General features: G+C 46.6%; 21 protein-coding genes and 1 tRNA gene. 10 read left to right on the top strand and 12 right to left on the bottom strand.

Annotation, left to right across the window (positions count from 1 at the left end; all coding sequences use genetic code 11):
* Position 1 precedes the first annotated feature (1 nt).
* From PSE7367_RS09385 to PSE7367_RS09370, 4 genes are all read left to right on the top strand, one after another.
* The gene (locus PSE7367_RS09385) at positions 2-1,081 is read left to right on the top strand and encodes an AI-2E family transporter (RefSeq protein ID WP_015165128.1); all 1,080 of its coding nucleotides are present in this window, start codon (positions 2-4) and stop codon (positions 1,079-1,081) included.
* 162 nt (positions 1,082-1,243) lie between these two features.
* Positions 1,244-1,660 carry a DUF3110 domain-containing protein gene (locus tag PSE7367_RS09380; protein WP_015165127.1) on the top strand — a complete coding sequence of 139 codons (417 nt, stop codon included), beginning with the start codon at positions 1,244-1,246 and terminating at the stop codon, positions 1,658-1,660.
* Positions 1,661-1,744: 84 nt separating this feature from the next.
* The gene (locus tag PSE7367_RS09375) at positions 1,745-2,353 is read left to right on the top strand and encodes a TIGR02466 family protein (protein WP_015165126.1); all 609 of its coding nucleotides are present in this window, start codon (positions 1,745-1,747) and stop codon (positions 2,351-2,353) included.
* Between the two features lie 63 nt (positions 2,354-2,416).
* Positions 2,417-3,091 carry an HAD family hydrolase gene (locus PSE7367_RS09370; protein ID WP_015165125.1) on the top strand — a complete coding sequence of 225 codons (675 nt, stop codon included), beginning with the start codon at positions 2,417-2,419 and terminating at the stop codon, positions 3,089-3,091.
* Positions 3,092-3,632: 541 nt separating this feature from the next.
* Here the strand turns inward: PSE7367_RS09370 and PSE7367_RS09365 are convergent.
* The gene (locus PSE7367_RS09365; protein ID WP_015165124.1) at positions 3,633-5,207 is read right to left on the bottom strand and encodes a bifunctional ADP-dependent NAD(P)H-hydrate dehydratase/NAD(P)H-hydrate epimerase; all 1,575 of its coding nucleotides are present in this window, start codon (positions 5,205-5,207) and stop codon (positions 3,633-3,635) included.
* Positions 5,208-5,502: 295 nt separating this feature from the next.
* Between PSE7367_RS09365 and PSE7367_RS09360 the strand changes: the two genes are divergently transcribed.
* From PSE7367_RS09360 to hslO, 3 genes are all read left to right on the top strand, one after another.
* Positions 5,503-5,576 (top strand) — tRNA-Arg (locus PSE7367_RS09360).
* Positions 5,577-5,846: 270 nt separating this feature from the next.
* Positions 5,847-6,959: a hypothetical protein gene (locus PSE7367_RS20365; protein ID WP_015165123.1), complete on the top strand. Its 1,113-nt coding sequence runs from the start codon at positions 5,847-5,849 to the stop codon at positions 6,957-6,959.
* 106 nt (positions 6,960-7,065) lie between these two features.
* On the top strand, positions 7,066-7,968 hold the full coding sequence (gene hslO, locus PSE7367_RS09350) for an Hsp33 family molecular chaperone HslO (protein WP_015165122.1): 903 nt from the start codon (positions 7,066-7,068) through the stop codon (positions 7,966-7,968).
* Here hslO and pckA read toward each other — a convergent pair.
* Positions 7,965-9,566 (bottom strand): phosphoenolpyruvate carboxykinase (ATP), encoded by a 1,602-nt coding sequence (gene pckA / locus PSE7367_RS09345; protein ID WP_015165121.1) that lies wholly within the window; start codon positions 9,564-9,566, stop codon positions 7,965-7,967. The two genes, hslO and pckA, sit on opposite strands and share 4 nt — an antisense overlap.
* 441 nt (positions 9,567-10,007) lie before the next feature.
* The gene (locus PSE7367_RS09340) at positions 10,008-10,946 is read right to left on the bottom strand and encodes a transglutaminase family protein (RefSeq protein WP_015165120.1); all 939 of its coding nucleotides are present in this window, start codon (positions 10,944-10,946) and stop codon (positions 10,008-10,010) included.
* Between the two features lie 331 nt (positions 10,947-11,277).
* On the opposite strand from PSE7367_RS09340, the gene PSE7367_RS09335 reads away from it, so the two are divergent.
* The gene (locus PSE7367_RS09335; RefSeq protein WP_015165119.1) at positions 11,278-11,706 is read left to right on the top strand and encodes a DUF1824 family protein; all 429 of its coding nucleotides are present in this window, start codon (positions 11,278-11,280) and stop codon (positions 11,704-11,706) included.
* A 149-nt stretch (positions 11,707-11,855) separates the two neighbouring features.
* On the opposite strand, the gene PSE7367_RS09330 is transcribed toward PSE7367_RS09335, so the two are convergent.
* Together PSE7367_RS09330 and PSE7367_RS09325 are read right to left on the bottom strand one after the other, a co-directional pair.
* Positions 11,856-12,311 carry a hypothetical protein gene (locus PSE7367_RS09330; RefSeq protein ID WP_015165118.1) on the bottom strand — a complete coding sequence of 152 codons (456 nt, stop codon included), beginning with the start codon at positions 12,309-12,311 and terminating at the stop codon, positions 11,856-11,858.
* A 261-nt stretch (positions 12,312-12,572) separates the two neighbouring features.
* The gene (locus PSE7367_RS09325) at positions 12,573-13,448 is read right to left on the bottom strand and encodes a DNA adenine methylase (RefSeq protein ID WP_015165117.1); all 876 of its coding nucleotides are present in this window, start codon (positions 13,446-13,448) and stop codon (positions 12,573-12,575) included.
* 444 nt (positions 13,449-13,892) lie between these two features.
* Here PSE7367_RS09325 and PSE7367_RS09320 point away from each other — a divergent pair, with 444 nt between their 5' ends.
* Positions 13,893-15,656, top strand: a complete 1,764-nt coding sequence (locus tag PSE7367_RS09320) for an ABC transporter ATP-binding protein (RefSeq protein ID WP_015165116.1) — start codon at positions 13,893-13,895, stop codon at positions 15,654-15,656.
* A 782-nt stretch (positions 15,657-16,438) separates the two neighbouring features.
* Here PSE7367_RS09320 and PSE7367_RS09315 read toward each other — a convergent pair.
* Positions 16,439-18,337 carry an ABC transporter ATP-binding protein gene (locus PSE7367_RS09315; RefSeq protein ID WP_015165115.1) on the bottom strand — a complete coding sequence of 633 codons (1,899 nt, stop codon included), beginning with the start codon at positions 18,335-18,337 and terminating at the stop codon, positions 16,439-16,441.
* Between the two features lie 115 nt (positions 18,338-18,452).
* Positions 18,453-18,812 carry a winged helix-turn-helix transcriptional regulator gene (locus PSE7367_RS09310; protein WP_041699409.1) on the bottom strand — a complete coding sequence of 120 codons (360 nt, stop codon included), beginning with the start codon at positions 18,810-18,812 and terminating at the stop codon, positions 18,453-18,455.
* Positions 18,813-19,602: 790 nt separating this feature from the next.
* Here PSE7367_RS09310 and PSE7367_RS09305 point away from each other — a divergent pair.
* Positions 19,603-21,393, top strand: a complete 1,791-nt coding sequence (locus PSE7367_RS09305; protein WP_015165113.1) for an iron uptake porin — start codon at positions 19,603-19,605, stop codon at positions 21,391-21,393.
* Positions 21,394-21,560: 167 nt separating this feature from the next.
* Here PSE7367_RS09305 and PSE7367_RS09300 read toward each other — a convergent pair whose 3' ends face one another.
* From PSE7367_RS09300 to PSE7367_RS09280, 5 genes are all read right to left on the bottom strand, one after another.
* Positions 21,561-21,920 carry a hypothetical protein gene (locus tag PSE7367_RS09300; protein ID WP_015165112.1) on the bottom strand — a complete coding sequence of 120 codons (360 nt, stop codon included), beginning with the start codon at positions 21,918-21,920 and terminating at the stop codon, positions 21,561-21,563.
* 57 nt (positions 21,921-21,977) lie between these two features.
* Positions 21,978-22,253, bottom strand: a complete 276-nt coding sequence (locus tag PSE7367_RS09295; protein WP_015165111.1) for a hypothetical protein — start codon at positions 22,251-22,253, stop codon at positions 21,978-21,980.
* A gap of 273 nt (positions 22,254-22,526) precedes the next feature.
* Entirely contained in the window at positions 22,527-23,690 is a 1,164-nt protein-coding gene (locus tag PSE7367_RS09290) for a glycosyltransferase (RefSeq protein ID WP_015165109.1), read from the bottom strand.
* A gap of 9 nt (positions 23,691-23,699) precedes the next feature.
* Positions 23,700-24,365, bottom strand: coding sequence for an acyltransferase (locus PSE7367_RS09285; RefSeq protein ID WP_015165108.1), 666 nt, complete (start codon positions 24,363-24,365; stop codon positions 23,700-23,702).
* Between the two features lie 122 nt (positions 24,366-24,487).
* Positions 24,488-25,738, bottom strand: coding sequence for a glycosyltransferase (locus tag PSE7367_RS09280; RefSeq protein WP_015165107.1), 1,251 nt, complete (start codon positions 25,736-25,738; stop codon positions 24,488-24,490).
* Positions 25,739-25,902: the final 164 nt, after the last annotated feature.

The raw sequence follows: 25,902 nt of genomic DNA, 5'->3' as shown, positions 1-25,902 counted from the left end.
CATGCCCACCGAAAAACTTGCCAATCGCCTACTAATTGGGCTTACCTTTCCACTGATTATTCTCAATGGCTGGGTCGCCTATATGGTGTTTAAATTTTTCCAGCCCCTGTGCAATATTGTGATCGCGGCGGCGATCGTGTCGTTTTTGCTCAATTATGCGGTGCAATTTCTCATCAAACGCGGGGTTAATCGCGGTAGTGCGGTATCAATTGCCTTTCTGGCGGCCGCAACCAGTATTATTGCCGTTGGCGTAACTCTGTTTCCGCTGGCTCTGGGGCAATTAAGCGAATTGGGCAAACGCTTGCCGAGTTGGGTAGATTCTGGGGTGCAACAATTGCAATCACTCCAGATCTGGGCAGAGGCAAGAAACATTAATGTAGACATCAGCGGCATTATTACCCAGCTTACCAATCGCCTGTCTGAACAATTACAAAACCTGTCTGGCCGCATCATTGGCTTTTTGCTCGATACCGCTGGCAGTTTGTTGAACGTGGTACTAACTTTGGTATTGACTTTTTATTTGCTATTGCAGGGCGATCGAATCTGGCACGGCATTTTTAATCTGGTGCCCAATCCGATCGGGACGGAGTTGCGGCTAGCTTTGCGGGAAAAGTTTAAAAATTACTACATTGGCCAAGCCACTTTGGCATTAATGAGCGGCACTGCCGTGACTTTGACCTTCATTTCGCTACATGTGCCCTTTGGGTTGTTGTTTGGGATGGGGATTGGCATTATGACCCTGGTGCCCTTTGGCAGCTGGCTGGCGATTAGCTTAATTTCGCTGATTGTATCTCTAGAAGATGTCTGGTTAGGGCTGAAGGTATTGTCGGTGGGCTTGACGATCGACCAGATTGTCACCAATGTGATCGCGCCGCGCCTGCTGGGAAACCTCACTGGCTTGAATCCAGTTTGGATTTTGGTGTCTCTGGTGGTGGGTTTGAAAATTAATGGCCCGCTGGGATTGATTGTGGCAGTGCCGGTGGCTGGCTCTATTCGTACGATCTTGAATTTGGTGTTTAAGCCAAAGCTAGAAGAAGGGCAAGCGACCGAAGCGATCGCAGAAACTGCCCTTTCAACTTAACTCATTCACTCAAACACCACTGCTCCGATCTAACCATCTAAGGTTAGGCTGCTCCTTACCGACTCAGCCAGGATAAGTATGGCCGGATCAGCCAAAAAATGCCACAAACCCCTAAAATAGAACAAAGTTTGGCACTTGGGATAGCCAACTGGGATAGCTAACATGCAAGTATGGATTCTGCAATTTAATATTAATGACCTGGAGCAAGCATTCTATGCACTCTCGCTCAGTGATGGCCAAACCGTAATCATTGCCTTTGAGGATCAAGAAGATGCCGATCGCTGTTCGGGCTTACTAGAAGCGCAGGACTTTCCCGATCTCAGCCCTGAGCAAATAGAACAAAAGGAACTGGAAGAAATTTGCAGCGATTCGGGCTGTCAATTGTATGTGGTGAAGTCCGGTGAATTCTTCATGCCCACGGAAGAAAACGCCGATCCATCCGAATGGCAACTTGAGGATGAGGCGGCCTCAGCAACTACGCCAGCTACTAATGCGAATACGAATGATTCCAGCAATGGGGCAGAAGCGGCAGAAATTGAGAAGATGCGGCAACGCTTGGAGAATTTACTTAATCCCTAGTGGTTGTTCGCAGGGCAATTAGAACGACAACAGTAAGCGATCACAGTAAAAAATATTTCAACCACTTCTTAGCAGACATAAATTGTGAGCGGCACCAGAATAGATTGTTTTCCTACTTCGATCTGGCATTTTGACCTTCCCAACGCGCCGGTAATGAATCAGCAGCTAATCGCCGCGATCAAGGCAGAGCAAGCTACAGATCAAGTCGGGCTGCGCGATCGCTCCAGTGTGATCGGTTGGCACAGCCACGATCGGCTGACCCAAAACCCAAACTTCAAGGAATTCCTGGATATTACTGGCAAGAATGTGGTGGAAATTGCCAGGTTTGCCAAATGGGATTTAGATCGATTGACAATGGTGATTAGTAATTGCTGGGCATTGGTAAATCCTAAATATGCTACCAATGTGGTGCATGATCATCCTAACTGTGTACTTAGTGGCGTTTATTATGTGCAGGCGACCGAAAATAGCGGCGATCTCTTTTTTATTGATCCGCGTCAGGCGGTGCGCATGAATCCAATTCCGGTCACAGAATATAACCAATGGACGCAGGGGAAGCTGGTATATAAACCGATCGTGGGGCGGATGGTGATTTTCCCCAGTTGGTTGTTACATGGGGTGGGGGCAAATCTGGCTGACGCTGAAAGAATTAGTATTAGTTTTAATGTTAAGGTGGCGTTGAAGCAGGCTTAAGCAATCTCTTGACGATTTAGTAGCGTTAGTAGCGACTCGAAATAAGAATAGGAATCAGGATAAATGGCATATCTAGCGATCGCCTCGGATTTTGATGGCACCATTGCAATTAAGGGACAGGTGGCCGATTCTACGCGGCAAGCGATCGCCCAATGGCGTGAAGCTGGTGGCAAGTTCTTGATTGTGACTGGTCGGCTGTTTGATCAGGGTTTTGACCATCTCACTGGCACATTTCCCCAAATTTGGGATTATTGTGATGGGGTGGTGGCAGAGAATGGCGCATTGGTATATTTGCGCGATCGGGATCAAAAAATTTTGCTGGGCGCAGCGCCGCCGCCAGAATTTATGCAAGCCTTAGCAGCGCGGGGCGTTGATTATCTGTTTCATGGTGAGGTGATTGTGGCCACCAGAGAACCCTATTTAAAAACTACCCAGACGCTGATCACCGAGATGACGATCGATGCTCAAATTATCCTCAACAAGGGCGAAGTGATGATTCTGCCACAGGGAGTGAATAAGGCGGCGGGGTTGAGTTTATTGCTTAAGGAATTGCAGATCGCGCCGGAACAGGTTGTGGCGGTTGGTGATGCCGAGAATGATTATGATTTGATTAATCTCTGTGGTTATGGCGTGGCGGTGGCGAATGCTTTGCCGCAGCTCAGGGAGATCGCAGATTTGGTCACGATCGGCATCTGTGGCGAGGGCGTAGTGGAGCTAATCGATCGCCTCTTGGCCTGAGTTGCCCGACCAATCTCAAAAAACAGTTCTCAACCTAGCTCAAAAGAACCCTTATAAAAACTATCCGCTCCTAGTTGTAGAGGTAAACCAGCGGCAAGTAATCGGATTGATTAACTTGGGTTGCTAGCTACCAGTAACTAAGAGCGGTGTAGCGGATCGCATAGTATCGTTCAACTGCTGGGAGGAACCCCAGGGTTTAGATTAAAAATATTTAAAACCTAAAGGACTAGAGAGCAGCCCCAGCGCACAGTTCAACATTGGATACTAGGCGACCCATGCATTTACTACTGTCTATCATGGGCATCACCTCCTGTTTCCTATTTGGTAAGGGTCTCGATTGCAATCAGTTCATGACTTATTGCTTGGACTTCCCTAAGATAACACATCTTTTTGGAAATGGAAGGGCTTTTTTACGATCGCTGCTAAGTTTTCCGATCTTTGGGTTGTTTTTGGGTCATTAGCATAATCATATTTACCTATGCTTGGCTTTTGGACTGCGTTTAACGGAATTTTAATCTGTACAAAAAAACGATCGCCTTCCCTATTCCTGCGCTAAACCCGCCAACACTGAACCCAATTGATTCGCCAACTTACTCGGCTCGACACTCATCTGGGTATGCTGCTTGGCCAGTTGAATTGCGGCCTGGGAATGCCAGATCGTAGCCGCGATCGCCGCTTGATTCCCCTGCATACCCTGTGCCCACAGACCACCAATCAAACCGGTTAAAACATCGCCACTGCCACCACGAGCCAAGGCTGGGGTACTTTCGGGATTAATCCAAATTTGCGCATTCTGTTTTTCGCCATCGGCAATACTTTGAGCGCTGACCGGATTGCCAGTGTTAAAACCAATCGCGGTGCGGGCTCCCTTCAGCAGAACGATCGCGCCAGTAATGTCGATCGCCTCCCGCAGGGCTGCAAGTCGATCCTGTTGATTTTTAAGATGCGGAAACAATCTGCCAAATTCGCCCCAATGGGGAGTGATGATCGTTGGCCGAGGTCGAATCCGCTTGAATTTATTCACGCCGATCAACACCAGTAAATTCAAACCATCCGCATCCAACACCAATGGGCATTCCTTACCAATCACCTGTTCTACCGCATTCTGAGCATCAACAGTGAGGCCAGGGCCACAGGCGATCACGCTATATTTGCTCACATCCTGGAACGGTAGTTCGGCGATCGCTCCGGTTTCTGTTTCTGGGCAACCAATTACCAAGGCTTCGGGAACCTGTGCCAAGACAAATTGGCGTAATGACTCCGGCACCAGAATAGTTAACATGCCAACGCCACTAGCCCTTGCTCCTAATGCTGCCAAGATTGCTGCCCCTGGATAATGTTGTGATCCGGCAATTAATAATAAATGCCCGGTTTGATATTTATGGCTATTGAGGGGACGACATCTGGGCAACCAGTCTAGAGCCTGAGTGCAATTAATTCGCCATAGATTATGATCTTTGCCCAACACTTTTACTACAAATGCAGTGGGGATATCAAAATCAACCCGCTCTAATTCTCCCAAATTCACCAATGCCGATTCCGTAAACAAACCTCGCTTCCATAAACCCAAGCAAAGGGTATGGCTGGCCTTGATTGCAGTACCCATTATTTTGCCATGATCGGTATTTAACCCCGATGGCAGATCGATGCTGAGAATGGGTACTTGCCAGGTGTTGATGGTATTGATGGCGGTGGCGATCGGCTCGGTTATTTCCCGCTCCAGGCCAAAACCAAACAATCCATCCACAATTAAATCGCAGGTTTTGAGTTGGTCTAATTTGTCAAGAGGCAGAATGGGAATACCCAGGTTATGGGCATATTGGCAATGTTCGCGGGTGAGGGGTTTTAGTTTATCGGGTAGGGGCAAAAAGATTCTTACCTGGCGATCGCGGTGCCACAACTCCCTGGCCACCACCAAGGCATCACCACCATTATGACCAGGGCCAACCAAAATCCCCACCTTGGCATAGTCAGCAACTGGATAGAGCGCTTCGATCCGATCGACAATTTGGCCAGCCACTTTCTCCATCAATGCCGCAACGGGCATCCCCGCTCGAAACATCAATTCTTCGATCGATCGCATTTGGGCGGTGGTGACGATTATCTGATCTAGCATTACTAAAATTCTTGATCCTACCTAATTGAAAACCTAAATTGATCAGTTTTCAGTTTGAGCCCCTAGATATTAGTATATTTAGCTCCAATCCTCTAGACTACTCATAAAAAGCAGGTAGGGAGAGGAATAGACATGATTTTTGCAGTTATTTTGCTTGGGGAGGATTGAATCAGACTTTAATCGCAGATATCAATATATCTAGTTATTGAGACCAAAATATCCAAATCGATCGCCCGATCACATCCCTTGAGCGATTGAATGCAACCATGAACTTGTGGTATACCATATATGCTGTGGGCTCGTAGTTCAGTTGTATAGAACAACCGCCTTCTAAGCGGTAAGTCGCAGGTTAGAGTCCTGCCGGGCCCGTTTAATTTCTGTCATTTGATAATCATTTGATAATTTCGATCGGCTAGCTATGGTAATTAGGCTGGGCGATCGTTTAGTGTTTTCAAATATTCAGCTTTTTAGCGGTTATAGGATCATAACCAGAGCTGTTAGTTTGACTTCATCTGGATCATAATAGTTTGGATGAATGGGGGCTTTGCATGATCCGGGGACAAAAATATACAGGCACAGGCTTGAATTAGAAATAACTTAGGTTATGATCTAAGAGATTACGGGGGCTCTGGCAAAGCTATGGATCAAGATTGGCAATCAAAAAAAACAAAGATCAAGAAGAAACGCAGGGGCAGTGGCGATTCTATTTTTACTGGCTCTAATTTTATAATTCAGCCGCGATCGCATCATGGCGATCATGTCCCTCCCCCTAGTGATCAAGAATCTAACGCTGAGGGTCATGCTTTTGTAGATCAACAGACTACCAACAATAATGCCATTGAACCTGACCACTACGAACATCAGGCAAAGCTGGAAGGTAGCGATCAACACCACCATCAACTACATAAGCACAAAAAAAAGCGGGGGCGATCGGCAAAATACTCGCTCCTGTCTGGCGATGGTGATTGGCAACCCGATACACCGGAACAACGCTTAGCAAAGTTCAAAGCCAATAGCAAGCACCCTGAACTAAAACCAGAGGGGGTGCGGGTACGCAAAAAGCGAGAAAAGTCACCGGATTATTCATTGTTTGAGGGCACAGGAAAATGGCTCAATCCTGATCATCTCAATGCCCTTAACTCGCCACCTCAATCAGTACACCAACACAGCGATCAAGCTGCGCCATATTTGAACAAGGTCAAGGTTAGGAAAAAGCACCAAAAGCCAGATCAAACAATAATTGCCCAGGTGGGAGATTGGCCCGATAAAGAGTCTTTCAAGGCCAGTAGCGAAGCTAAAATCAAGTTGACCCACACTAAAACGATCGGACTGTTGTTTTTATCTGTAGCTGGCTCTATTGCCCTCTATGGCATGTTTTCCCTGGCTGGCGCTAAACCCGCTTCGATTTCGGGTGTGCCATTGCCGATTGTGATGCGATCGATGCTGGATGGCCAGACCCGCAAGGCCTATTTTCAGGGCGATGGCGATCTGCTCTATCGTCGCCTGAAAGAGTTGGGCGTAGAAACAGATATTCGTGATCATTACCGCCAGTATATTAGTGACGAAGCCGAGCTAGATCGCTACGTTAACCAGTTAATGTATGAAAATACTGGCTACGTGAATGATGACTTTGATGTCGATCGTAATGGTCAACTGGTGCCCAAGGGCGACGAACCGGAAGCCGCCAACTCCACAACCAGGGACGGCGATCGTCCACCTACCCCACCTGGAATCACTAAGCCCAAAGAATAGCCCATAGACAGATCAAAATGCCGCCCCTAGCTGATTAGGATAGTTACAATAGCTAAAGTAATCAAGTAACTACATTTAACTTACAGACAGGAGAGCTAGGGCGCGCATGGCTGATCAATTAATCAAGGCTACGGCAGCAGATGGTGGCATCAGGGCAGTAGCAGCAATCACCACCAATTTAACCAATGAAGCAATGCGTAGACATGGGCTTTCAATGGTGGCAACCGCGGCCTTGGGAAGAACCATGACTGCCGGATTAATTTTGGCCTCTAGTATGAAGAAACCTGGCGCGCGGGTAAATATGCGATTGTCCGGTGATGGCCCTTTGGGGGTGGTATTTGCGGATGCCGGCCTCGATGGCACAGTGCGCGGCTATGTGGGTAATCCTAAACTAGAACTACCACCCAACAAACAGGGGAAACTAGATGTTGGTGGTGCAGTTGGCCGCAATGGTTTTCTCTATGTGCTGCGCGATACTGGCCATGAATTCCCCTATTCCAGCACCGTCGAGTTAGTGTCTGGAGAGGTGGGAGAAGATGTGACCTATTATCTGGCTTCTTCAGAGCAAACCCCATCAGCACTGCTATTAGGTGTATTTTTGGATCAAACTGGTGTGGCAGCGGCGGGTGGTCTGTTGCTGCAAATCATGCCCAAGGCAGCCAGAGATGATAGCTTAATTGAGGTATTAGAAGAACGAGTGAGTAAATTAACTGGGTTTACGCCCTTGCTGCGTTCTGGCCAAAAGCTACCTCAGATTCTAAAACAAATGCTCGGCGATCAGGGCTTACAAATTTTCCCAGAGACCCAAATGCTCAACTTCCATTGTCCCTGTACCTTTGAGCGGGTGTTGGGAGCATTGCGAATGTTTGGTGAGGAAGAATTAGAGGATATGATCGACAAGGATGGCGGTGCGGAAGCCACTTGCAATTTTTGCGCTGAGGTTTATCAAGCCGATCGCCACCACTTGCGCATGATCATCAATAATCTACAGCGTGAAGCTCAAGCCTAGCTAGCCAAGATAGTTTCTACTGGGCCAGCGATCCTAACCGCCTCACTCACGCCGCTAATATATTTAGCAAAGTTGCGGTGGAACAGGTGGGCAAGCTGATGGGCGGTGCGATCGTATGCCTGGGGATCTGCCCACATTTGCCTGGGAATTAACAACTCATTGGGCACATGGGCACAATCGGTGGGGACTTGCACCCGAAAGATGGGATCGAAAATATAATCAGCCTGAGCTAGGCTACCATTATGGATCGCATCAATGATCGCGCGGGTATAGGTCAGATCTATGCGATCGCCCACCCCATAGGCACCACCCGACCAACCTGTGTTCACCAGCCAGACATGGGCATGGTATTGACGAATCTTTTCCGCCAGTAACTCGGCATATTTGTTGGGATGCCAAACCAAGAATGGCCCCCCAAAACAAGGCGAGAATGTCGCTTGCGGTTCCACGATTCCCATCTCCGTTCCAGCCACCTTGGCGGTATAGCCACTAATAAAGTGATACATGGCTGCTTCGGGGGTTAGCTTCGATACGGGCGGCAATACACCAAAGGCATCACAGGTTAGAAAAATCACATTCTGGGGATGTCCAGTCATACCAGAAAGCTTGGCATTGTGGATATATTCGATCGGATAGCTGGCACGGGTATTTTCTGTGATCGAGGTATTGTCATAGTCAACCGCATGACTGTCGGGGTCTAGGATCACGTTTTCTAGGACGGCACCAAACCGGATCGCCTCATAAATATCCGGCTCCTTGGCAGCACTGAGGTGGATCGCCTTGGCATAGCAACCGCCCTCAATATTAAAAATGCCGCGATCGGTCCAGACATGCTCATCATCACCAATCAGCACACGATTCGGATCAGCAGATAAAGTGGTTTTGCCTGTGCCCGATAGCCCGAATAGGATCGAAGCGCTGCCGTCTTGTTTTGATTCGGTGGCCGAACAATGCATAGAGAGATGTCCTACTTTGGGCATCAGATAATTCATCACCGTGAAGATGCCTTTCTTCATTTCGCCAGCATATTCAGTGCCCAGAATCACCAATTCATGATCCTCAAAACATAGGTCTACAGTAGTTTTAGAGGTCATACCGGGAATATGCGAATTGGCCGGGAATTTACCCGCATTGTAAATCACATAATCCGGTTCGCCAAAGTTCGCCAACTCCTCGGTGGTGGGGCGAATTAACATATTCCACATGAACAGCGCATGATAAGCCCTGGCACAAATTACCCGCACTTTGATCTTATACTCAGGGTCAGATCCGGCGAATGCATCCACCACATAGAGCCGATCGCGGGTATTGAGATAATCAATCGCTCGCTCTTGGTTGATTAAAAAAATTTCTTCATCCAAGGGGATATTAATCTCACCCCACCAGACATCTGGTTGGGATTGGGGATTTTGGACTACTCGCTTTTCGGTGGGGCTGCGGCCAGTTTTCTTACCAGAATAGGCCACCAGCGCGCCATTGTCGGCAATGCTAGTACCAGCTTCATAGCGCATTGCTTCCACATATAAAACCGCTGGCGAAGCATTATGCAAGACCTTCTCAACCGTAATGCCGTGCTTAGTTAAATCTACCTTAATCATTGGCTGTTCTCCCCTGGGATGAAGTATTCATGACTGGACGATCGAGCCGGAGAAGGAAGTTATCAGGTGTTACGGATGCTCAAGGCTCAGCCATAATTAAATCTTAATCCGCCAGAAAGCAGTGATTACTCATATTCATGGTTTCGTAAGATTCACAGTGGTTATTCATTAAGAAGCTGTAAGTTGAGCTAAGCTGGGTTAATAATGCTGGGAATGCCTAAAATATTAATGATCGATCGCTTGTGCTAGTCGGCGTAAGGTCTTTAAAGCTGCGATCGGATAGCCAGTGGGAGCGCATAAGAAAGGAATTAGTTTTTGGGGTAGTGCTGAGCAAGTAAGGATTTAGGCGATAGTTGAATATCTATAACCAAAACAAGCTAAGCTCCGAATTTCAAATCGATTGCTAATTATCCTTACTACACTGCATGACTACCGACAATATTACTGCTGTTGTTGTTGAGAACCAAATTGCTGCTGCATTCCAGGTAACTGTTGTTGCATCCCAGACTGCGATTGTTGAATTTGCTCAATCCGTTCGATCGTCAGGTCATAATGCATCTGAGATTGAACATTAGGAGTTTTGAGCCTGCCCGTAATTGGTGCCGCCAGAGCAGGCGTAGCACTAGCCACCAGCGCAATATGCTGATCGGCCACTGAGATCCCCAATGTGGGATCATAGCCACGCCAACCCGCCCCCGGTAAATATACCTCCGCCCAGGCATGGAGATGCTGCTCTGGTTCATCGGGATCGCCCTCATGATAACCACTCACAAACCTTGCTGCCAGCCCTACCGCCCGACAGCATTCTATGAACAACACCGCAAAGTCACGGCAGGAGCCAACTTTTTGTGACCAGGTCACCCCAGCCGGCAGAGGCGAACCGGTTTCGCGGATCACGTATTCACATGAGCTATTGATTTTCACATTCAACTCAGACAAAAAAGTTACCACATTGGCATTGCTGGCCAAATAAATTTCCTGAGCTAACTGGGTGGCGATCGCATCAATACTGGTAGATACACCATGTCGCCATAAATAGGGCTGCAAGGCATTTAAGATCGAAGAAGGATAATCGATCGGCAGTTCCACCGCATAGGCATCCAACATGAAATTAAACGGATTGCTCCTTTGGGTTTCCACCCCAGAGGTAACCTGAAAGCGGAGTAACTCGGTTTTGCCCTCAAATTGATATTTGTAGTTAGCATTGCCGTCTATTTCCACAGACTTGTATGCCCCAACTGGCGTGGGAGTGATCTCCACATCGAAACTAAGCAGTTTTTGCGCAACATCACAACGGGGGCGCAGTCGCACAATGTGTGAAGAAAGTTCTACTGGTTGCGAGTATTTGTAGGTGGTGGTGTGAGTAATGCGATATTGCATATGGATAATCAGTTAGCGTTTGGATCTAAATTTTGGATCTAAAATTAGGCTGTGCTTGGTCTACTCTTGTTTCAAGTTCGTTAAGCTGGTGCTTTAATTGAGGGATTGCAAAGCTAAGTGAATGAGTGTATTTGTGATGGGCGATCGCTGTTGTGCAAAAGGTGCAGATTATGATCAAATACTGATTATTAATTTCAGGTTGTAGCCGCCCCTACCAAGCTAAACCTATTATCTGGGTATGTGCAATCGGCATATAGATTTTTAGCTTGCTTGATCTAGCGATCGCTTTCCCTAATAATTAGCTAGCATCTGCCCATCAAACTAAAAAAATATGGCTGAACCTACTCCAGAACCGATCGCCGCTGCCCAAGCCTTGTTGAATCAGTATGTTTGCACTGAACCAGAGATCGCCGCACTGGACATTGATCAAAATGAGGTGCGACAGGCCACCCTATTGCTAGTTAGCTTCGCCGACTATTGCAATATTGGGATCTGTGCCGATAATTCACACCAGGGTTTTCGGGCACTGCGGGAATATTTGCTCGCCCTGGATTATGAAGTGCCCTTTGTGCTTGAGGAAATCCCAGAGAAAAATGAGCCAGTTTATATTAAGTTCAATGCCCGCAATTCTACTTACTACCAGGAAAGATATACCGGGGCTTATCGGGGGGTGTTGATTTCCTGCCTGTCCGATCAGCATGAACAAATCAATGGCACCTATGGGCATTTGCCTCTGGCATTATTTATGGGCGAAAGCTAATTGCTCAAATTGGCAACTAGGCAAATAATTTAGAGTAACCGCTGAAACATTCACGATCGACTTAGATTATAGTTAGCAGGTTTACTAGCACTAGCTAAATAACTGCATCCATTACCTAATTATATTAAGTGCCACAATCACTCTACTGCTTAGTTTCGATCGCTGGCAAAACTGATCGTGTGGCGATCGATGCCTTGTTGTACCCAGAGCAAGCACTCAGCCTCTGATTCAAAGATTTTAGGCGCGGCAATATTATTCAATACATCGGGCAGATAGTGATCGTAGAAAAATTTGCCCAGTTCCTGATGCACAATGATCAGGTTTTTGCAGTAGGTGTAGCGATGTTGGAAATAATCATGGGGGCTCTTGACCACGCCAAAGTAGTTTTCCAAATGTTTCTTGGCGATCTCAAACACGCGGTTCAGGTGACACGAATAAAGCTGGGTGGGGTTCTCGGATTGATGGAACAATCCCTTGTGGCCTATTTCCGAAAGCAGCGCATAGGAATAGATCGGCTGGCGATTGACCCGACTGCGTACAAAGGGAATGACTAGATGCCCTTGGTAGGATATTGATTTTTCGTAGAGATATCGACCTGCTTTCATTTTGCTTAATCTATGCGATTCTATGTGAGTCTATGCGATCGGAGCGCTTTTTTATTCTGGCATTGGCGATCGCCCTTTACTGCGATCGGTTGATAATTCTCAACATCCAAGAACGATACTTAGAGAGCAGAACTTTTGCAAAATATTAATATGGTAGTCAGATAATCACGATCTAAACTGTTATGTGAGCTTCTGTGCAAGCAAAACTAGTGCAAGCAAAACTATTAGTGATAGGCCTCTTATCAGAATTAAATCCCAGAATTAAATCTCAAAATTGCTGATCAAAACCTCATTAATCCGACCCCGTTTTTTAGTATTGGAATTAATCGATCGGGTGGCACTAACAACCGCACAACTAAAGCCCTGATATAGCTCTTGAATAAATTCAGTCTGGGCATTGCTCAGCAACAGCTTGCAACCACATCGATCGAGCTGACCAAAGACCTCCCGCAACCTGGTTTGTTCTTCGCGGCCAAACCCACTCGCGCCATACTTAGTGAAAGAAGCCGTATCAGAAACCGGATCATAGGGCGGATCAAAATACACAAAATCGCCCGATCGTGCCTGTGCCAATGCATCAGCAAAGTCAGTATTCACAATCGTGACCTGGTTCTGGTTTAAATATGCACTGACCGCCCGTAAGACCTCTGGCTCGACGATCGCCGGAGCCGCATATTTACCAAACGGCACATTAAACTGCCCCCGCGAATTAACCCGAAACAAGCCGTTATAGCAAGTTTTATTGAGATAAATAATCCGCGCCGCCCTGGCAATATTGTCATGCTCAAGCGAAAAACTAGATTGGCGATCGAGTTGCCGAATCTGGTAATAATAATCTTTGGTGTTCTGGGCTTTATGTAGTTCTAGCTGCGTAATTAATGCTTCGACTGAATCTTTGATCACCCGATAGCAATTGATCAGTTCTGCGTTGCGATCGTTAATCACTACTTGAGTTGGTTGCAAGTCAAATAAAACCGCACCACCACCCACAAATGGCTCGAAGTAGGTGTTAAAACTAGCGGGAATAAATTCCTGGATTTTGGCGATCAATTGCCGTTTCCCACCAGCCCACTTCAAGAATGGTTTAGCCCCATATTTTCTTCCCGGTGCTGTGATGTAGTGGCTAACTCTGACCAATCTTTCTCTCCATTATGCCTCTGTCAGTTATAACTGATTTTGGTATTGATAATCAGATTTGTAAATGCTTTTAATATTCTCAGCCTAAATATACTCTGCCACCTAAGCTAGCTTTTATTTATGGCAAAGAATTTTAAGCAATAAGCTCACCATAACCCAGGCATATCAAGCAGATCCACAAATCCCGCTGCCCCAATTATGCCAGCGCTACCCAATCAAGATTTATAATCGCCACCCACCTCGCTATACTGACTGGATGAGGCATAGATAAAAACACGGTTCAGATCTAGTTTCAATCAAACTCTTGCAAAAGTTGGAGCAGGGGTCGAGATGATCAAGCTCTCAGCCTTTGTTAGAACAATTGCGCCAGGATTCAAACAGTCTGCATCAATAAATATAAAAATATAAGTATCGAGTAATTATCAAGAGCAAGCAATTAGACAGTTGAGTAAATCCGATCGCAATCGAAACATTCCAACCAGTGCCGCGCCAACTTCGATCTATTGGCAGCTTTTTGACTACATCAAGCAGCATTGGTGGTTAATTACCAAAGCCTTTTTATGCACAGTTGGTTTTATTGGCACGATGCCATTGCTGGCGCATTTTTTGGGTCAGGCCGCCGATGCGATCGGGCGCGGTGATGTCCCTGGCATTACCCGTATTTCTGGGGTCACCCTGGTGATGTTTGTGTTTCGGGGGCTGTTTCAATATGGCCAGGATGTGCTGATGGCCGAAGCGGCGCTGAATGTGGCGATGGATTTGCGGGTGAATGTCTATGCCCACTTGCATACATTGGATGTGGACTATTTTGCGGAATCGCGCACGGGCGATCTTTCCTATCGTCTCACCGAAGATATCGATCGGATTGGCGAAGTAATCAACAAATTCTTTCATCAATTTGTGCCCTCGGTATTGCAACTGGTGTTTGTGCTGGGCTATATGCTCTATCTCGATTGGCTATTGACCCTGACGGTGCTTTTAGTTGCGCCTGCGCTGGCCTATATGATTGGTTGGTTTGGCAGCAAAATGCTGGACTTATCGCGCCAAAGTCAGGAACAGGTTTCGAATCTGTCTTCTTTACTATCGGAGGTATTCAGCGGCATTCGTCTGATTCGGGCTTTTAATACTGAAGCCTATGAAATCAATCGCTTTCGGGGGGAGGCGCGCCAGGATCGCCGTCGTAAATATGCCACCGAACGAATTAAGGCGATCCAATGGCCTCTGGTGGGTTTCCTGCAAGCGGCGGGGATTATTGTGTTGTTCTGGTTGGCGGCCTGGCAAATTTCAACCGGACAGCTATCCGGTAGTGATTTTGTGGCATTTGCGGCGGGGGTGTTGCTGTTAATCGATCCGATCGTGAATACCACCGGGGTTTACAACGAAATTAAGCAAGCTGAAGCCTCCGCCGATCGCATCTTTGAGATTTTTGAGATCCATCCTTCAATCCGCGAAAAACCTGATGCGGTGACCCTGCCGGAAATTACGGGCAAGGTGGAATATAAGCAGGTCAGCTTTTGCTACACGCCCGATTGCATGGTGATCGCAGATATTAGCTTCCTGGCTTTCCCCGGCGAAGTGATCGCCCTGGTGGGTTCTTCGGGGGCGGGTAAATCAACGCTGATGAATTTGCTGACTCGCTTTTATGAGCCGATCGCTGGCCAGATTTTGATTGATGGCTTTGATATTCAGGATGTGACCATATCTAGCTTGCGCCAACAACTGGCGATCGTACCGCAGGAGACGATCCTGTTTTCGGGCACGATTGCGGCGAATATTGCCTTTGGTCAATTGCGTTATGACCTCAAGGCAGTAGAAGAAGCGGCTAAGATCGCCAATGCCCATGATTTTATTACTAGCTTTCCGGATGGTTATTTAACCAAAGTCGGTGAGCGGGGCGTTAACCTGTCCGGCGGGCAACGGCAAAGGATTGCGATCGCCAGGGCAGTGCTTTTTGATCCCAAAATTTTAATTCTGGATGAGGCCACTTCGGCGCTAGATGCAGAATCGGAATCACTGGTGCAGGAGGCTTTGCAGCGGTTGATGCAGGGGCGGACAGTGTTTGTGATCGCCCACCGTTTGGCCACGGTCAGGAATAGCGATCGGATTTTTGTGATGGAGCAGGGGCGAATTATTGAGTCGGGCACGCATCAGGAGTTACTGGAGCAGGCGGGGCGCTACGCGCAGTTTCATTCCAGGCAGTTTCATTAAATAAAAAACGCCAATGAAATAAATCACTAGCGCATGTATTACTGGTTTTGCAATCGGCTTGAGCTGTGGTAATCAACCAATCAACTAAGCCATAGAGGTAGATAAGATTTAGGAGATTCGACTTAACTAACGGAAATTCGTAGACAACGTTGGGAAAAACTTTAATTATTTGCTAACTGGTTTCATTGACGCTGTTAGCGGGAGTTTGTTGCCGATCGATCGCTTCCATTCACATCTCGCAACAACCCTCTTCCATGTCTTAATTATTCGTAGCGGGTAAGACTAGATCGCAAACGCCAGAAAATAGTTGATCACAATAAACCCACCGATCGAAACGGCCAAAAGCCTGAACACTTGATTCAACCAACAATAAATAGACATTTCCATAACTCAAATTCGGCAAACTCTGCAAAAGGACTGATTACTTAGCGTTACTTAACTTTGTGTAACTAAGTTCTTTGATGTAACTATAATCGCCCTTTGCAACTGAATCTGTAGTGATTCCCCCCTCTTCAATGTAGTGATTCTTGCCATAAATTAGTGTGATCCAGGTAGCGATCGATCGTGACATCGATCACAATTAGAACTTTAGCCGCACCGCCAATAAAAAAGCCCACCTCAATAACTGCAAAGCAATCAAGGTACGCTTGGGGCTGAGAGGCTGTCTCAGTTTATGATGGATCATCATTTCTTATTTTGCAGCACGAAAGTAAAGAGCAAATAAAGAGCAGGTAAACCCTTGCAAACTTAATATTTCGCAACTAGTTTTTTCATTGAACTAGCTAACTGGCCAACTGTCCGGTTTGCAATCGCCACAACTCCGCATAGATCCCACTCATCGCATTGAGTTGATCATGGGTGCCCTGCTCAACCAATCGGCCATGCTCCATTACATAGATTCGATCGGCATTACGCACTGTGGAGAGCCGATGGGCGATCGCAATTGTAGTACGATTAGCAGTGATTTTTTCTAGGGATCGATGGATTGCTAATTCGGTTTCATTATCAACCGCCGAGGTGGCTTCATCCAGGATCAAAATTGGCGGATCACGCAATACCGCCCTGGCGATCGCTAATCTTTGCCGTTGTCCACCGGAGAGCTTTTGCCCCCGTTCACCCACGATCGTGTCATAACCGTGGGGCAGCTTGGCAATAAAATCATCGGCCTCGGCAATTTTGGCCGCCGCTTCGATCGCCTCAGTGCTGGCATCAAAACTCCCATAGGCAATGTTTTCCCACACCGAGCCATGAAACAAAAATACATCCTGACTGACCAAACCCATGCAACCGCGTAGATCACGCAGCTTTATCTCACTGATGTCCATGCCATCGAGGGTGATCCGGCCAGAGTTAATCTCATACAATCGCATCAATAGTTTTACCAGTGTGCTTTTACCGGAGCCCGTTGCCCCCACAATGCCGATCGTCTGGCCAGCGGGGATTTGCAAGCTGAGATCGCTAATTACAGCAGGGCTGCTGGGATAGGCAAAGCTGACCTGCTCAAAGTTCACCTCGCCACGAATTTGAATTTGCGCCGATCGCTCTTTCTTTTCACCATTGGTAGCCGTGAGTGGCTGAGCTAAGTTCTTGGCATCGATCGCATGTTGTTCACCCAGGTCAATGTGGCCGGGATGCATCGTGATTGGTTGATCGAGCAAATCCATCACCCGATTGGTAGAAGCCATCGCCCGCTGATATTGATCGAGGGTTTCGCCCAGTCTGGTCAGCGGCCACAGTAAGCGCTGCGTAATAAACACCATCACGCTATAGGAACCGACCGCGATCGTGCCTGCCTCCACCTGTAAGCCACCCACCACCAGGGTAGCCACAAAACCAATGAAAATAAGAATTCTAATTAAAGGCACAAACGCAGCGCTGAGGGCGATCGCACGGCGATTACTCTGGCGATATTTATCGCTGAGCTTTTCAATTCGGCTGATTTCATAATCTTCGGTGGTAAAGCTTTTGATTGTAGTAATGCCACTGAGGTTATTGGAAAGCTGCCCATTCATCAGGCTCACCTTTTCGCGCACATTGGCATAGCGCGGTGCAAGCAATCCCTGGAAAGCGATCGACCCCCACAAAATAAATGGCATCGGAATTACTGACCACCAGGCCACCTCCGGCGCGATCGCCATAAAAATCCCACCCACCACAATGATCGTCGTTAGGGTTTGAATCACCTCATTCGCCCCCACATCCAAAAACCGCTCTAGCTGATTAATATCATCGCTGAGGATCGACATCAGTCCACCAGTGCTGCGTTCTTCAAAAAAAGCTAGCTCTAATTCTTGCAAATGGCTATAGGCATCGAGCCGCAAATCATGCTGGATTGTTTGCGCCAGATTCCGCCATAACCGCGCAAAGGCATATTCAAAGATCGATTCAAATGCCCAGATCACCAGGCTAATCATTGCCAGGGCGATCAATTGGCTGCTAACGGAGGTTAGACCATAATTAGCGAGCAGTGAATCCTGTTGTTTGACAACGGTGTCTACGGCGATCCCAATTAACACCGGGGGCGCGAGGTCAAAGAGTTTGTTCAGGATCGAGCAGAGCGAAGCTAGTTGGATCTGGCGATTGTAGTTGCTGGCGTAGGCAAGGAGTCGCTTGAGGGGTTGCTTGCTAGTCGATCGGGATTTTTGATCGGCTTGACTGGCTAAGGGTTGGGGCGATCGCATTGTTACCTGTCTGGTGCGGTTGGACAAATAGGTGGTTTTTGATCCTATCGCCAAACCGCCTCAATCTACACCATGCGATTGAGTGAATTAATTTGATGGTTTCTACTCTAACTACTCAACGATCGCCCTCTTCCTCTTCGATCGCCTGCTCCAACTCCTGCTTATGCTCAATGAAATCAATTCCCCAGCGATGCATCGACTCCAACACTGGTTCCAGGGTTTTGCCCATTTCCGTAAGCGAATACTCCACCTTTGGTGGCACTTGTTGATAAACCTTGCGATTGACCAGGCCATCCCGCTCCATCTCGCGCAATTGCTGGGTCAGCATTTTCTGGGTGATGCCATGCAAAGCCTTGTGCAACTCGCCAAAGCGTTTAGTGCGATCGAATAGCTCTTTGAGAATTAAAACCTTCCAACGGCCGCCGATCGCCCCCAGGGTCGATTCTACTGGGCAGGTACTGCGTTGGTGCACCATGGTATCCACATGGTCTGGCACTGGAAATTTAGTCACGTTTTTTGAATCTAGTAGCTGTTGGTCAACTTGGTTGGTTCGCCCATTCCTGCGATTGGTATCACTGGCAGGATGATTGGTGCTTCCGGGTTTAAATTGACTCTGCACCAGATCTTGCATCTGGGTTTGGTTAAGCTCTGTTGTCATTATGCGTCACTCTTGGATCTATATTTTAGTTTTTAAATTAGACTTTTTGCATAAATGCTGGGATTGTTATTGCAATTTGGTATTTGTAAGCTTTATTCGGCGTAGCTTACAAAGCTTCTCCAGGCTTTATAATCCATCATCTCTTATATGGCTCGCAGCTAGAGCATTGATAAAATTTTATATTTGCTTTGCGAATCAGCTTAAGCCTTGATATCGATCGCAGAAGAATAACTGATCACCTCAGCTCTAATATCAATAACTGCGATCGGCTTTGCTACCACGAGTTATTGTGTGAACCCCTAGCATCATAAAACGCAGAATCACGCAAATGTTGCTTGGTTATGACAATCATAAGAACTATCAATATTGTTTGTGGTTAATTCTTGACACAAATAGTATTTACTATAGATATATAGACAAAAGCTTGAGGCAAAGGCACCTACCATAAACAATTATCTATAAAAACACATGTTAGTTCAAAACAAGTAAATATCTAGAATCCAAAGCCCAAGAGGTTCTATTACTCAATCGGCCTAAAATTCGCTTTACGAGCATATCTAAAAATCACAATTTCTTCCATCAAGCTTAATAAATACGAGGAGTTATCATGGCAAAACATCTACTAGCTTATGCTAGTGGCATAGGATTCTTGTGTCTCATTTTCGGTGCATTACCTGTACAAGCCTTCCCGCACAAGAACCAGAAAGATTTAACCTCGATCGACCAACTGCAAAAAAGTCAAGATTTTGCGGTTAGCCCCCTGTCGTCGGTCACGCCATCATTTGTAAATTCATCCAGAGCCTCAGTCAAACTTGGCCAAGTAACATCTGTATCTCAATTATCGGATGTACAACCCACTGATTGGGCCTTCACGGCGTTGCAATCCCTGGTAGAACGCTACGGTTGTATTGCCGGTTATCCCGATCGTACCTATCGTGGCCAGCGCGCCATGACCAGATACGAGTTTGCGGCTGGTTTGAATGCTTGCTTGGATAAAATCAACGAAATTATTTCATCTGGTCTGGCCGACAAAGTCAGTAAAGAAGACTTGGCAGCACTCCAAAGACTACAGGAAGAATTTGCGGCTGAGCTGGCGGCTCTGCGCGGTCGCGTTGATGTGCTCGAAGCCAAAACAACCCAACTAGAAGCGCAACAGTTCTCGACCACTACTAAGCTGAGCGGAGAGGCGATCATTGCTGCGATTGGTGCCACTGGTGGCGCTCCAAATCAAGGCGATCCAAACATTATCCTGGTCAATCGACTACGCTTGAATTTATCTACTAGCTTTACTGGTAATGACTTATTGATTACGGGATTGCAATCTCACAACTTTATGGGTGGTGTTGATGGGCAGGGGAGCCTACAGGAAAGCTTAGGGTTAGCGTCACCGCTGTTAAGTGCTAGTAGCGCGCGCACCAGCTTTGAGCCCCAATTCCCAGGAGTAGATGTTAATACCTTAGAGAGTATTAGCGCGAACAGTGTTCAGCTTTACAAACTGCTGTATATCTTTCCTGTGGCTGACAAATTAACCATGTTTGCCGGAACTGCGGCGGAAACATCAGATGCCTTCCCAGCAATTACGCCTTTTTATGGTGAAGGGAGTGAGTCAATTTCTCGTTTTGCCAGCTTAAATCCGGTGTTGCGGGTTTCGGGTGGGACTTCGGGTTCTGGTTTAGCATCAGCGGTAGGATTTATTTATGACATTTCCCCCAGCGTAGATTGGCGCGCTTTGTACGCTAGTGTTAATGCTAGCTTGCCCGAAAAATCACCGATCGAGGCGCTACCAGGAGTCTCTACCACGCCGCTAGGGGCAGGTTTATTCAGTGGCAGTACCATTTTTGCGACCCAGTTGACGTTCAGACCCAATGACAGTCTTGATATTGGCTTGAACTACGCCAATAGTTATCATGAAATCAATATTCTAGGTACAGGTCTATCTACTGCTGACATTGGTTCCTTAGCCGGTGTATCTGCTGGCACCCCAGTCAACCTAAACTCCTTTGGTGGTACCGTGAACTGGCGATTGTCTCCCAAGATATCCTTGTCTGGCTATGGTGCAGCCATTTTTGTTGATGATGCTTCTAATGCGGTGGATGCTTCTACTACGCTGACAAGCTGGATGGCAGGGATTCACTTCAGCGATTTATTCAAATCAGGGAATAATGCCGGGTTGCTCTTTGGTCAGCCGCTTTATCGGGTTGATGCCAGTGGTGCTGCGCGACTTTCACCGGAAGGCATCGATCGAGCTACTCCTTACCATTTGGAAGCCTATTACCGTTTTCAGGTGAATGATAATATCAGCATCACCCCTGGTGCGTTTGTGCTGTTTAACCCAGAGGGGAATAGCAATAACGATACTACGACTGTAGGTGTAATTCGGACTACGTTTACGTTCTAGAAGATTGAGGAGCGGGAGATTGCTAGTAATCTCCTCTCTTTAAGCTGTTCATTTAATATTTTTGATGGGATTATCGATCGCTGTTATTTAATATGGCGTATAGCTATTAAAATAGCCCAGACAGGGGTCTGAGCTTTCATTAATCTGAACATGAGATCAATTGTTTACTATTTTTTTTGCCTAGTACCTAGGTAGAATCCAACTGCACCAGCAGCCATGCCAGTTGCTGGATTGAGTAAAATTATGGCTAGATCTTTTGCCAAAGCTTTATCTGCTTTCTCATCAAAGACAGATACGGCTAACACAGAAAAACACGCCAGAAGGGTTGTCCCATAGATAGCAATCAAGATAATAGCTATCTTTGAACGCGTTTTCTCTTGTTCTCTGTTAAGAGATTTAATGATGTCTCGCTGAATTTCCTTGGGTAGAGGATACTCCTCTGGTTCAGATAAATACTCTGACTCAATGGAGATATCCTCATAAACCACCTCACTGCCCCTTGTGCCTCGATCGGCAAGATTTGTCATTATCAATTATCCTCTAATGGTTTTTCAATTAGAGGCAAGAGCCATGCATTAATCTAGCTAACGAAAAACAATCTCACTAATTTCATCTCCTCGCCTAATCAGGATTTGTGCTCCATCTTTTTTTTGTCGCTGAATATAGTCTTCAGTCGCAATTGCTTTACGCAAAACTTCAGCTTTAGTTAGAGACTGTGACTCGGCAAGGGAATCCAAAACTTGATATAGTTCTGGACTGAGACTAAGGGATAAACGTTTAATCGTTTTATCTTGCTCATTCCTTGAGTGTTTTTTACTTGGGCTAGCTCTTGTCTCTTCATTTAAGTAATCGGTCAACACTTTTCTTGACTCCTTTAAAAGTCACTATTCATCGCACATCGTCAATCCGCAATTCCAACAAAAATGTGTTTTGAAGGATTGCAAGGACTTTCCACATGATTACTCACCTCTCTTATGTAATTAATTAGAGTTATTTTATGGACAATGGTTACTTAAAAGGAACCACTTCAATTATACACGACTTTAGCGTTAAACCAGCTCTTGTTAAACGTTGATCACGCACCAAATAATGCAAAAAACACGAATAGGTAATGTGTAATAGATTGATTGACATTAGTTTTTATTTAATGCCTGAATCAAATTCGCTGCCGCTTGATGAGCTTCAAACCGATCGAGAAAACAACTACCTGCCCTTTGTCCCATCTCTTCCCGTTGTTCCGGTGAAAGCGCCAACCATTGTTGCAACAAGCTCACCGTCCCGGCTAGATCGTCGTTAGCCACAATTCCAGCCCGATCGCTTTCGATCTCCTGCCAGATGTTCACCTTATTAGAAATCAACACTGGCGTACCACAAGCCAATGCTTCCGCCACCACAAAACCAAAATTCTCCTGGTGGGATGGCAAAACCAGGGCTTCGGCAGCGTGCAATGCACCCCATTTAGAATCGCCCAGCAACATCCCTGTCCAGGTGATCCGGCTACTTATGCCCAAATCCTGAGCGCGATCTTCCAGAGTTGCCTGCCAATTGGTCTGATCGGGGCCTGCAAAGACTAGCTGAAGGTTAGGATCTTGGTTCGCTATTTGGGCAAAGGCTTCTATGAGTAGATCGCAACCCTTTTTGACATGAATCCGCCCCAGAAATAGTAAAATCCTGGTTTCCTTTAAATGGGGGAATTGATCGAAAAAGGCTTGCTGTTGCTGGTGGCGATCAACCGGAGGCTTGGCAGTGCCCAGATTCACTACCACTTCATTGCATTTATAAATGGCAAATGATTGTCTGGCTAGTTCTTTTTCGGCTTCGCAAGTAAAAAACGTGGCGGCGGCATCTTTTAGCACCCAATATTCGATCGGCAACCAGTAGAGCAATTTCTTGAGATGCTTGAGCGGATAAGTTTTCTTGAACCAGGGATCGAGCATTCCGTGGGGATAGACGTAATAGGGTGGTAACTCTGGATTAGATTTGCGATCGCGCAATGCTAACCAGGTGCCAAAGCCGCAATATTGCCACAGGCCATGCACAATAATCCGATCGTAGTTTTTGGCGTTTTGCCGCAGCCAGGGTAAGAACCGAGGGCAATAGGCATAGCTGGTCTGGCTGGGACCGATCCCATGAACCTTGAGCGGATAATTAGCTAACCAGGCATCATCGGGCAAATCAAAACTAATAATCTCGCTGGTGTGTCCGGCTTCAATCAACAGTGGTGCGATCTGGAGAATCGCTTCGATCGGCCCACCATTAGCAGGATTAGTGGAGGAGATAACATTCAGAATCTTCATCGCCCTTGCTTAGTAAATAAATCCGGTTTCGCGGCAGAAGTATTGATAATCCTGGGGCAGAGCTTTAACTGGGCGAGCAGGGATTCCCACATATAAGTGGTGGGATTCTTCGTATTCTTTATTGAGCAGGGATTTTGCACCCATCACGGAATAGTTGGGCAGGGTGCTACCACCCAGAATCACGCAATCGGTACCAACAAAGCTATAATCGCCGATCGATACGGGGGCAGCAGTTTGGCGGCCTTTTTCAATATCGACGCTGTGGGTCATAATTTGCGATCGAAATCCAGCAAAGGTAGCAAACTTACCGATCGTCACCTTACTAGTGCAATCGATCAGATGGCGATTGGTAACGGCGGAATGTTCGCCCATAATTAACTGGGGTTGACGATCGGGCAAATGGGCAAAATGCTTCGATTCGATCGGTGGAAAGCCAGTAATCCAATTACCGCGACCAATCACCGCATATTCATGCATATGGATCAGTTCCAGATTTTTGCACACAGTCAAATGGCCAATGCTGGTGTGGGCTTCCATGATCAAACGACGCGGCAACACCCAGGCCAAACCAATCCGGCTGGTGGGATGAATTTCAAAGCCCAAGAATGTATTGAGAATCCAACGGCGCATAAACCAGGGAAAAAAGAAGCTAATCGCCATAATCAGATTGCGCATATGGTTCACTCCTGTTGGATGAGAGGGATTAATGGGTGGCGGAATCGGGTTGGTTTACCTGACGATCGTAGCGCGATCGCCCTTAAAATCAAGAAAATGCGATGATTCTAGAATTCAACAAATCAATGATGCAATAGCTCAGCATAAATATCCGCATATTTCTGAATCATGATCGCTGGCTCAAAGCGTTTTATATTGGCAAACCCTAGACTAACTAAATTTTGGCGTTTTTGGGCATGATTGAATATTTCTAATACGGCATCGGCAAACCCTGCTGCATCATCGGCATCTCGCAGGATCGCGCCAGATCCGGCTACCTCTGGTAAGGAGGTGCGATCGCTACAGAGCACGGGGCAACCGCAGGCTTGGGCTTCGATCACTGGCCAGCCAAATCCTTCAAACTTAGATGGAAATAACAGCGCAAAAGCTTGATTATAGAGCGCTTCGAGCTGATTATTATCGGGTTTGATAATTTGCACAATCCGATCGCTTAGGTTTAATTCCTGGGCTAATTGTTCCTGTTCGGCGGTAAGGGGTGAGCCGGCAAATACTAATTGCATCTGCTGGGGATTAGGATTAGTAATTGGCGCGATCGAATTATCTGGCTGATCTAAACTACCTAGAATCTCTGGAGCATTAGCATCATCTGCATAATTTAAATAATCTGAATCGGGAGCTTGAGCAGCTAATTTTGTGCAAACTAGCTTAAAAGTTTGTAAAACTCCTTCTCTGTTTTTGCGCCGCAAACTAGAACCGACATTCAGCAAGTATGGTTGAGACAGATCTAACTGCGGGAATGCTTGCAGGCGTTGCGCGATCGCCGCCGCTGAAATTTGTCCATAGGTATGATTTAAACCCAGTAATAATAATTTGCTGCGCTGCGCCATCTGCCCACCCGCCAGGCGCTCCAGGTCTTTTTTGGTATGGCTGGAATCACACACAACCAGTTGGGCTTGTTTAAGACCATTCAGAATCCAGCTTTGCAAAATTTTGCCCGTAGTGGAAACAGGACAATCAGTATCTTCGCCCATTGCCCCACGCACCGCCGCAAGATCATGGCAGGTGACTAGATGGGGAACATGCTGTAAATATTTAGTATAAAAAGCATTGGAGTGATCGCAGATATGCACCACCTCTGCCCAGGCGATCGCTTGTTTGAGGGCGATCGGAAAGGCCAAAAACTTATCTACATAACCGAACCACTTAGCCAGTCCACCAGCAAAGTTAGATGCAAGCTTAATCCAAAATGGTTCTGGCCGAATCACCCTGACCTCATGCCCCAGATTGACCAACCCCGCTGCCAGCATATTTGTAAACCGCTGCATACTTTCCTGGCGATCGATTAAGTAGTTGCCTATCAGCAAGATTTTCATAGTTGATTTTTTACCATCTACTTACCATCTATTCAGCAATACCTTAATCCAGTTCTGCTCTTGTGCTCTCTGCCTAGCGATTATTTGAGCGAGGTATTGTGTAATCTTGATATGAAGCAGCAATATTTGCACATAGATGATCAATATTCTTAATTCTTACTAAA

Source organism: Pseudanabaena sp. PCC 7367 (assembly GCF_000317065.1).
Classification (GTDB): Bacteria; Cyanobacteriota; Cyanobacteriia; order Pseudanabaenales; family Pseudanabaenaceae; genus Thalassoporum; species Thalassoporum mexicanum.
This window is presented reverse-complemented; position numbering and strand designations above follow the sequence as displayed.

Excerpts from the sequence above, each read along its gene's own strand:
- PSE7367_RS09310 (WP_041699409.1), bottom strand. The coding sequence starts at position 18,812 with ATGGTGCACCAACGCAGTACCTGCCCAGTAGAATCGACCCTGGGGGCG.
- PSE7367_RS09370 (WP_015165125.1), top strand. The coding sequence starts at position 2,417 with ATGGCATATCTAGCGATCGCCTCGGATTTTGATGGCACCATTGCAATT.
- PSE7367_RS09365 (WP_015165124.1), bottom strand. The coding sequence starts at position 5,207 with ATGCTAGATCAGATAATCGTCACCACCGCCCAAATGCGATCGATCGAA.
- PSE7367_RS09300 (WP_015165112.1), bottom strand. The coding sequence starts at position 21,920 with ATGACAAATCTTGCCGATCGAGGCACAAGGGGCAGTGAGGTGGTTTAT.
- PSE7367_RS09285 (WP_015165108.1), bottom strand. The coding sequence starts at position 24,365 with ATGCGCAATCTGATTATGGCGATTAGCTTCTTTTTTCCCTGGTTTATG.
- PSE7367_RS09305 (WP_015165113.1), top strand. The coding sequence starts at position 19,603 with ATGGCAAAACATCTACTAGCTTATGCTAGTGGCATAGGATTCTTGTGT.
- PSE7367_RS09340 (WP_015165120.1), bottom strand. The coding sequence starts at position 10,946 with ATGCAATATCGCATTACTCACACCACCACCTACAAATACTCGCAACCA.
- pckA (WP_015165121.1), bottom strand. The coding sequence starts at position 9,566 with ATGATTAAGGTAGATTTAACTAAGCACGGCATTACGGTTGAGAAGGTC.
- hslO (WP_015165122.1), top strand. The coding sequence starts at position 7,066 with ATGGCTGATCAATTAATCAAGGCTACGGCAGCAGATGGTGGCATCAGG.
- PSE7367_RS09315 (WP_015165115.1), bottom strand. The coding sequence starts at position 18,337 with ATGCGATCGCCCCAACCCTTAGCCAGTCAAGCCGATCAAAAATCCCGA.
- PSE7367_RS09330 (WP_015165118.1), bottom strand. The coding sequence starts at position 12,311 with ATGAAAGCAGGTCGATATCTCTACGAAAAATCAATATCCTACCAAGGG.
- PSE7367_RS09290 (WP_015165109.1), bottom strand. The coding sequence starts at position 23,690 with ATGAAGATTCTGAATGTTATCTCCTCCACTAATCCTGCTAATGGTGGG.
- PSE7367_RS09335 (WP_015165119.1), top strand. The coding sequence starts at position 11,278 with ATGGCTGAACCTACTCCAGAACCGATCGCCGCTGCCCAAGCCTTGTTG.
- PSE7367_RS09280 (WP_015165107.1), bottom strand. The coding sequence starts at position 25,738 with ATGAAAATCTTGCTGATAGGCAACTACTTAATCGATCGCCAGGAAAGT.
- PSE7367_RS09385 (WP_015165128.1), top strand. The coding sequence starts at position 2 with ATGCCCACCGAAAAACTTGCCAATCGCCTACTAATTGGGCTTACCTTT.
- PSE7367_RS09380 (WP_015165127.1), top strand. The coding sequence starts at position 1,244 with ATGCAAGTATGGATTCTGCAATTTAATATTAATGACCTGGAGCAAGCA.
- PSE7367_RS20365 (WP_015165123.1), top strand. The coding sequence starts at position 5,847 with ATGGATCAAGATTGGCAATCAAAAAAAACAAAGATCAAGAAGAAACGC.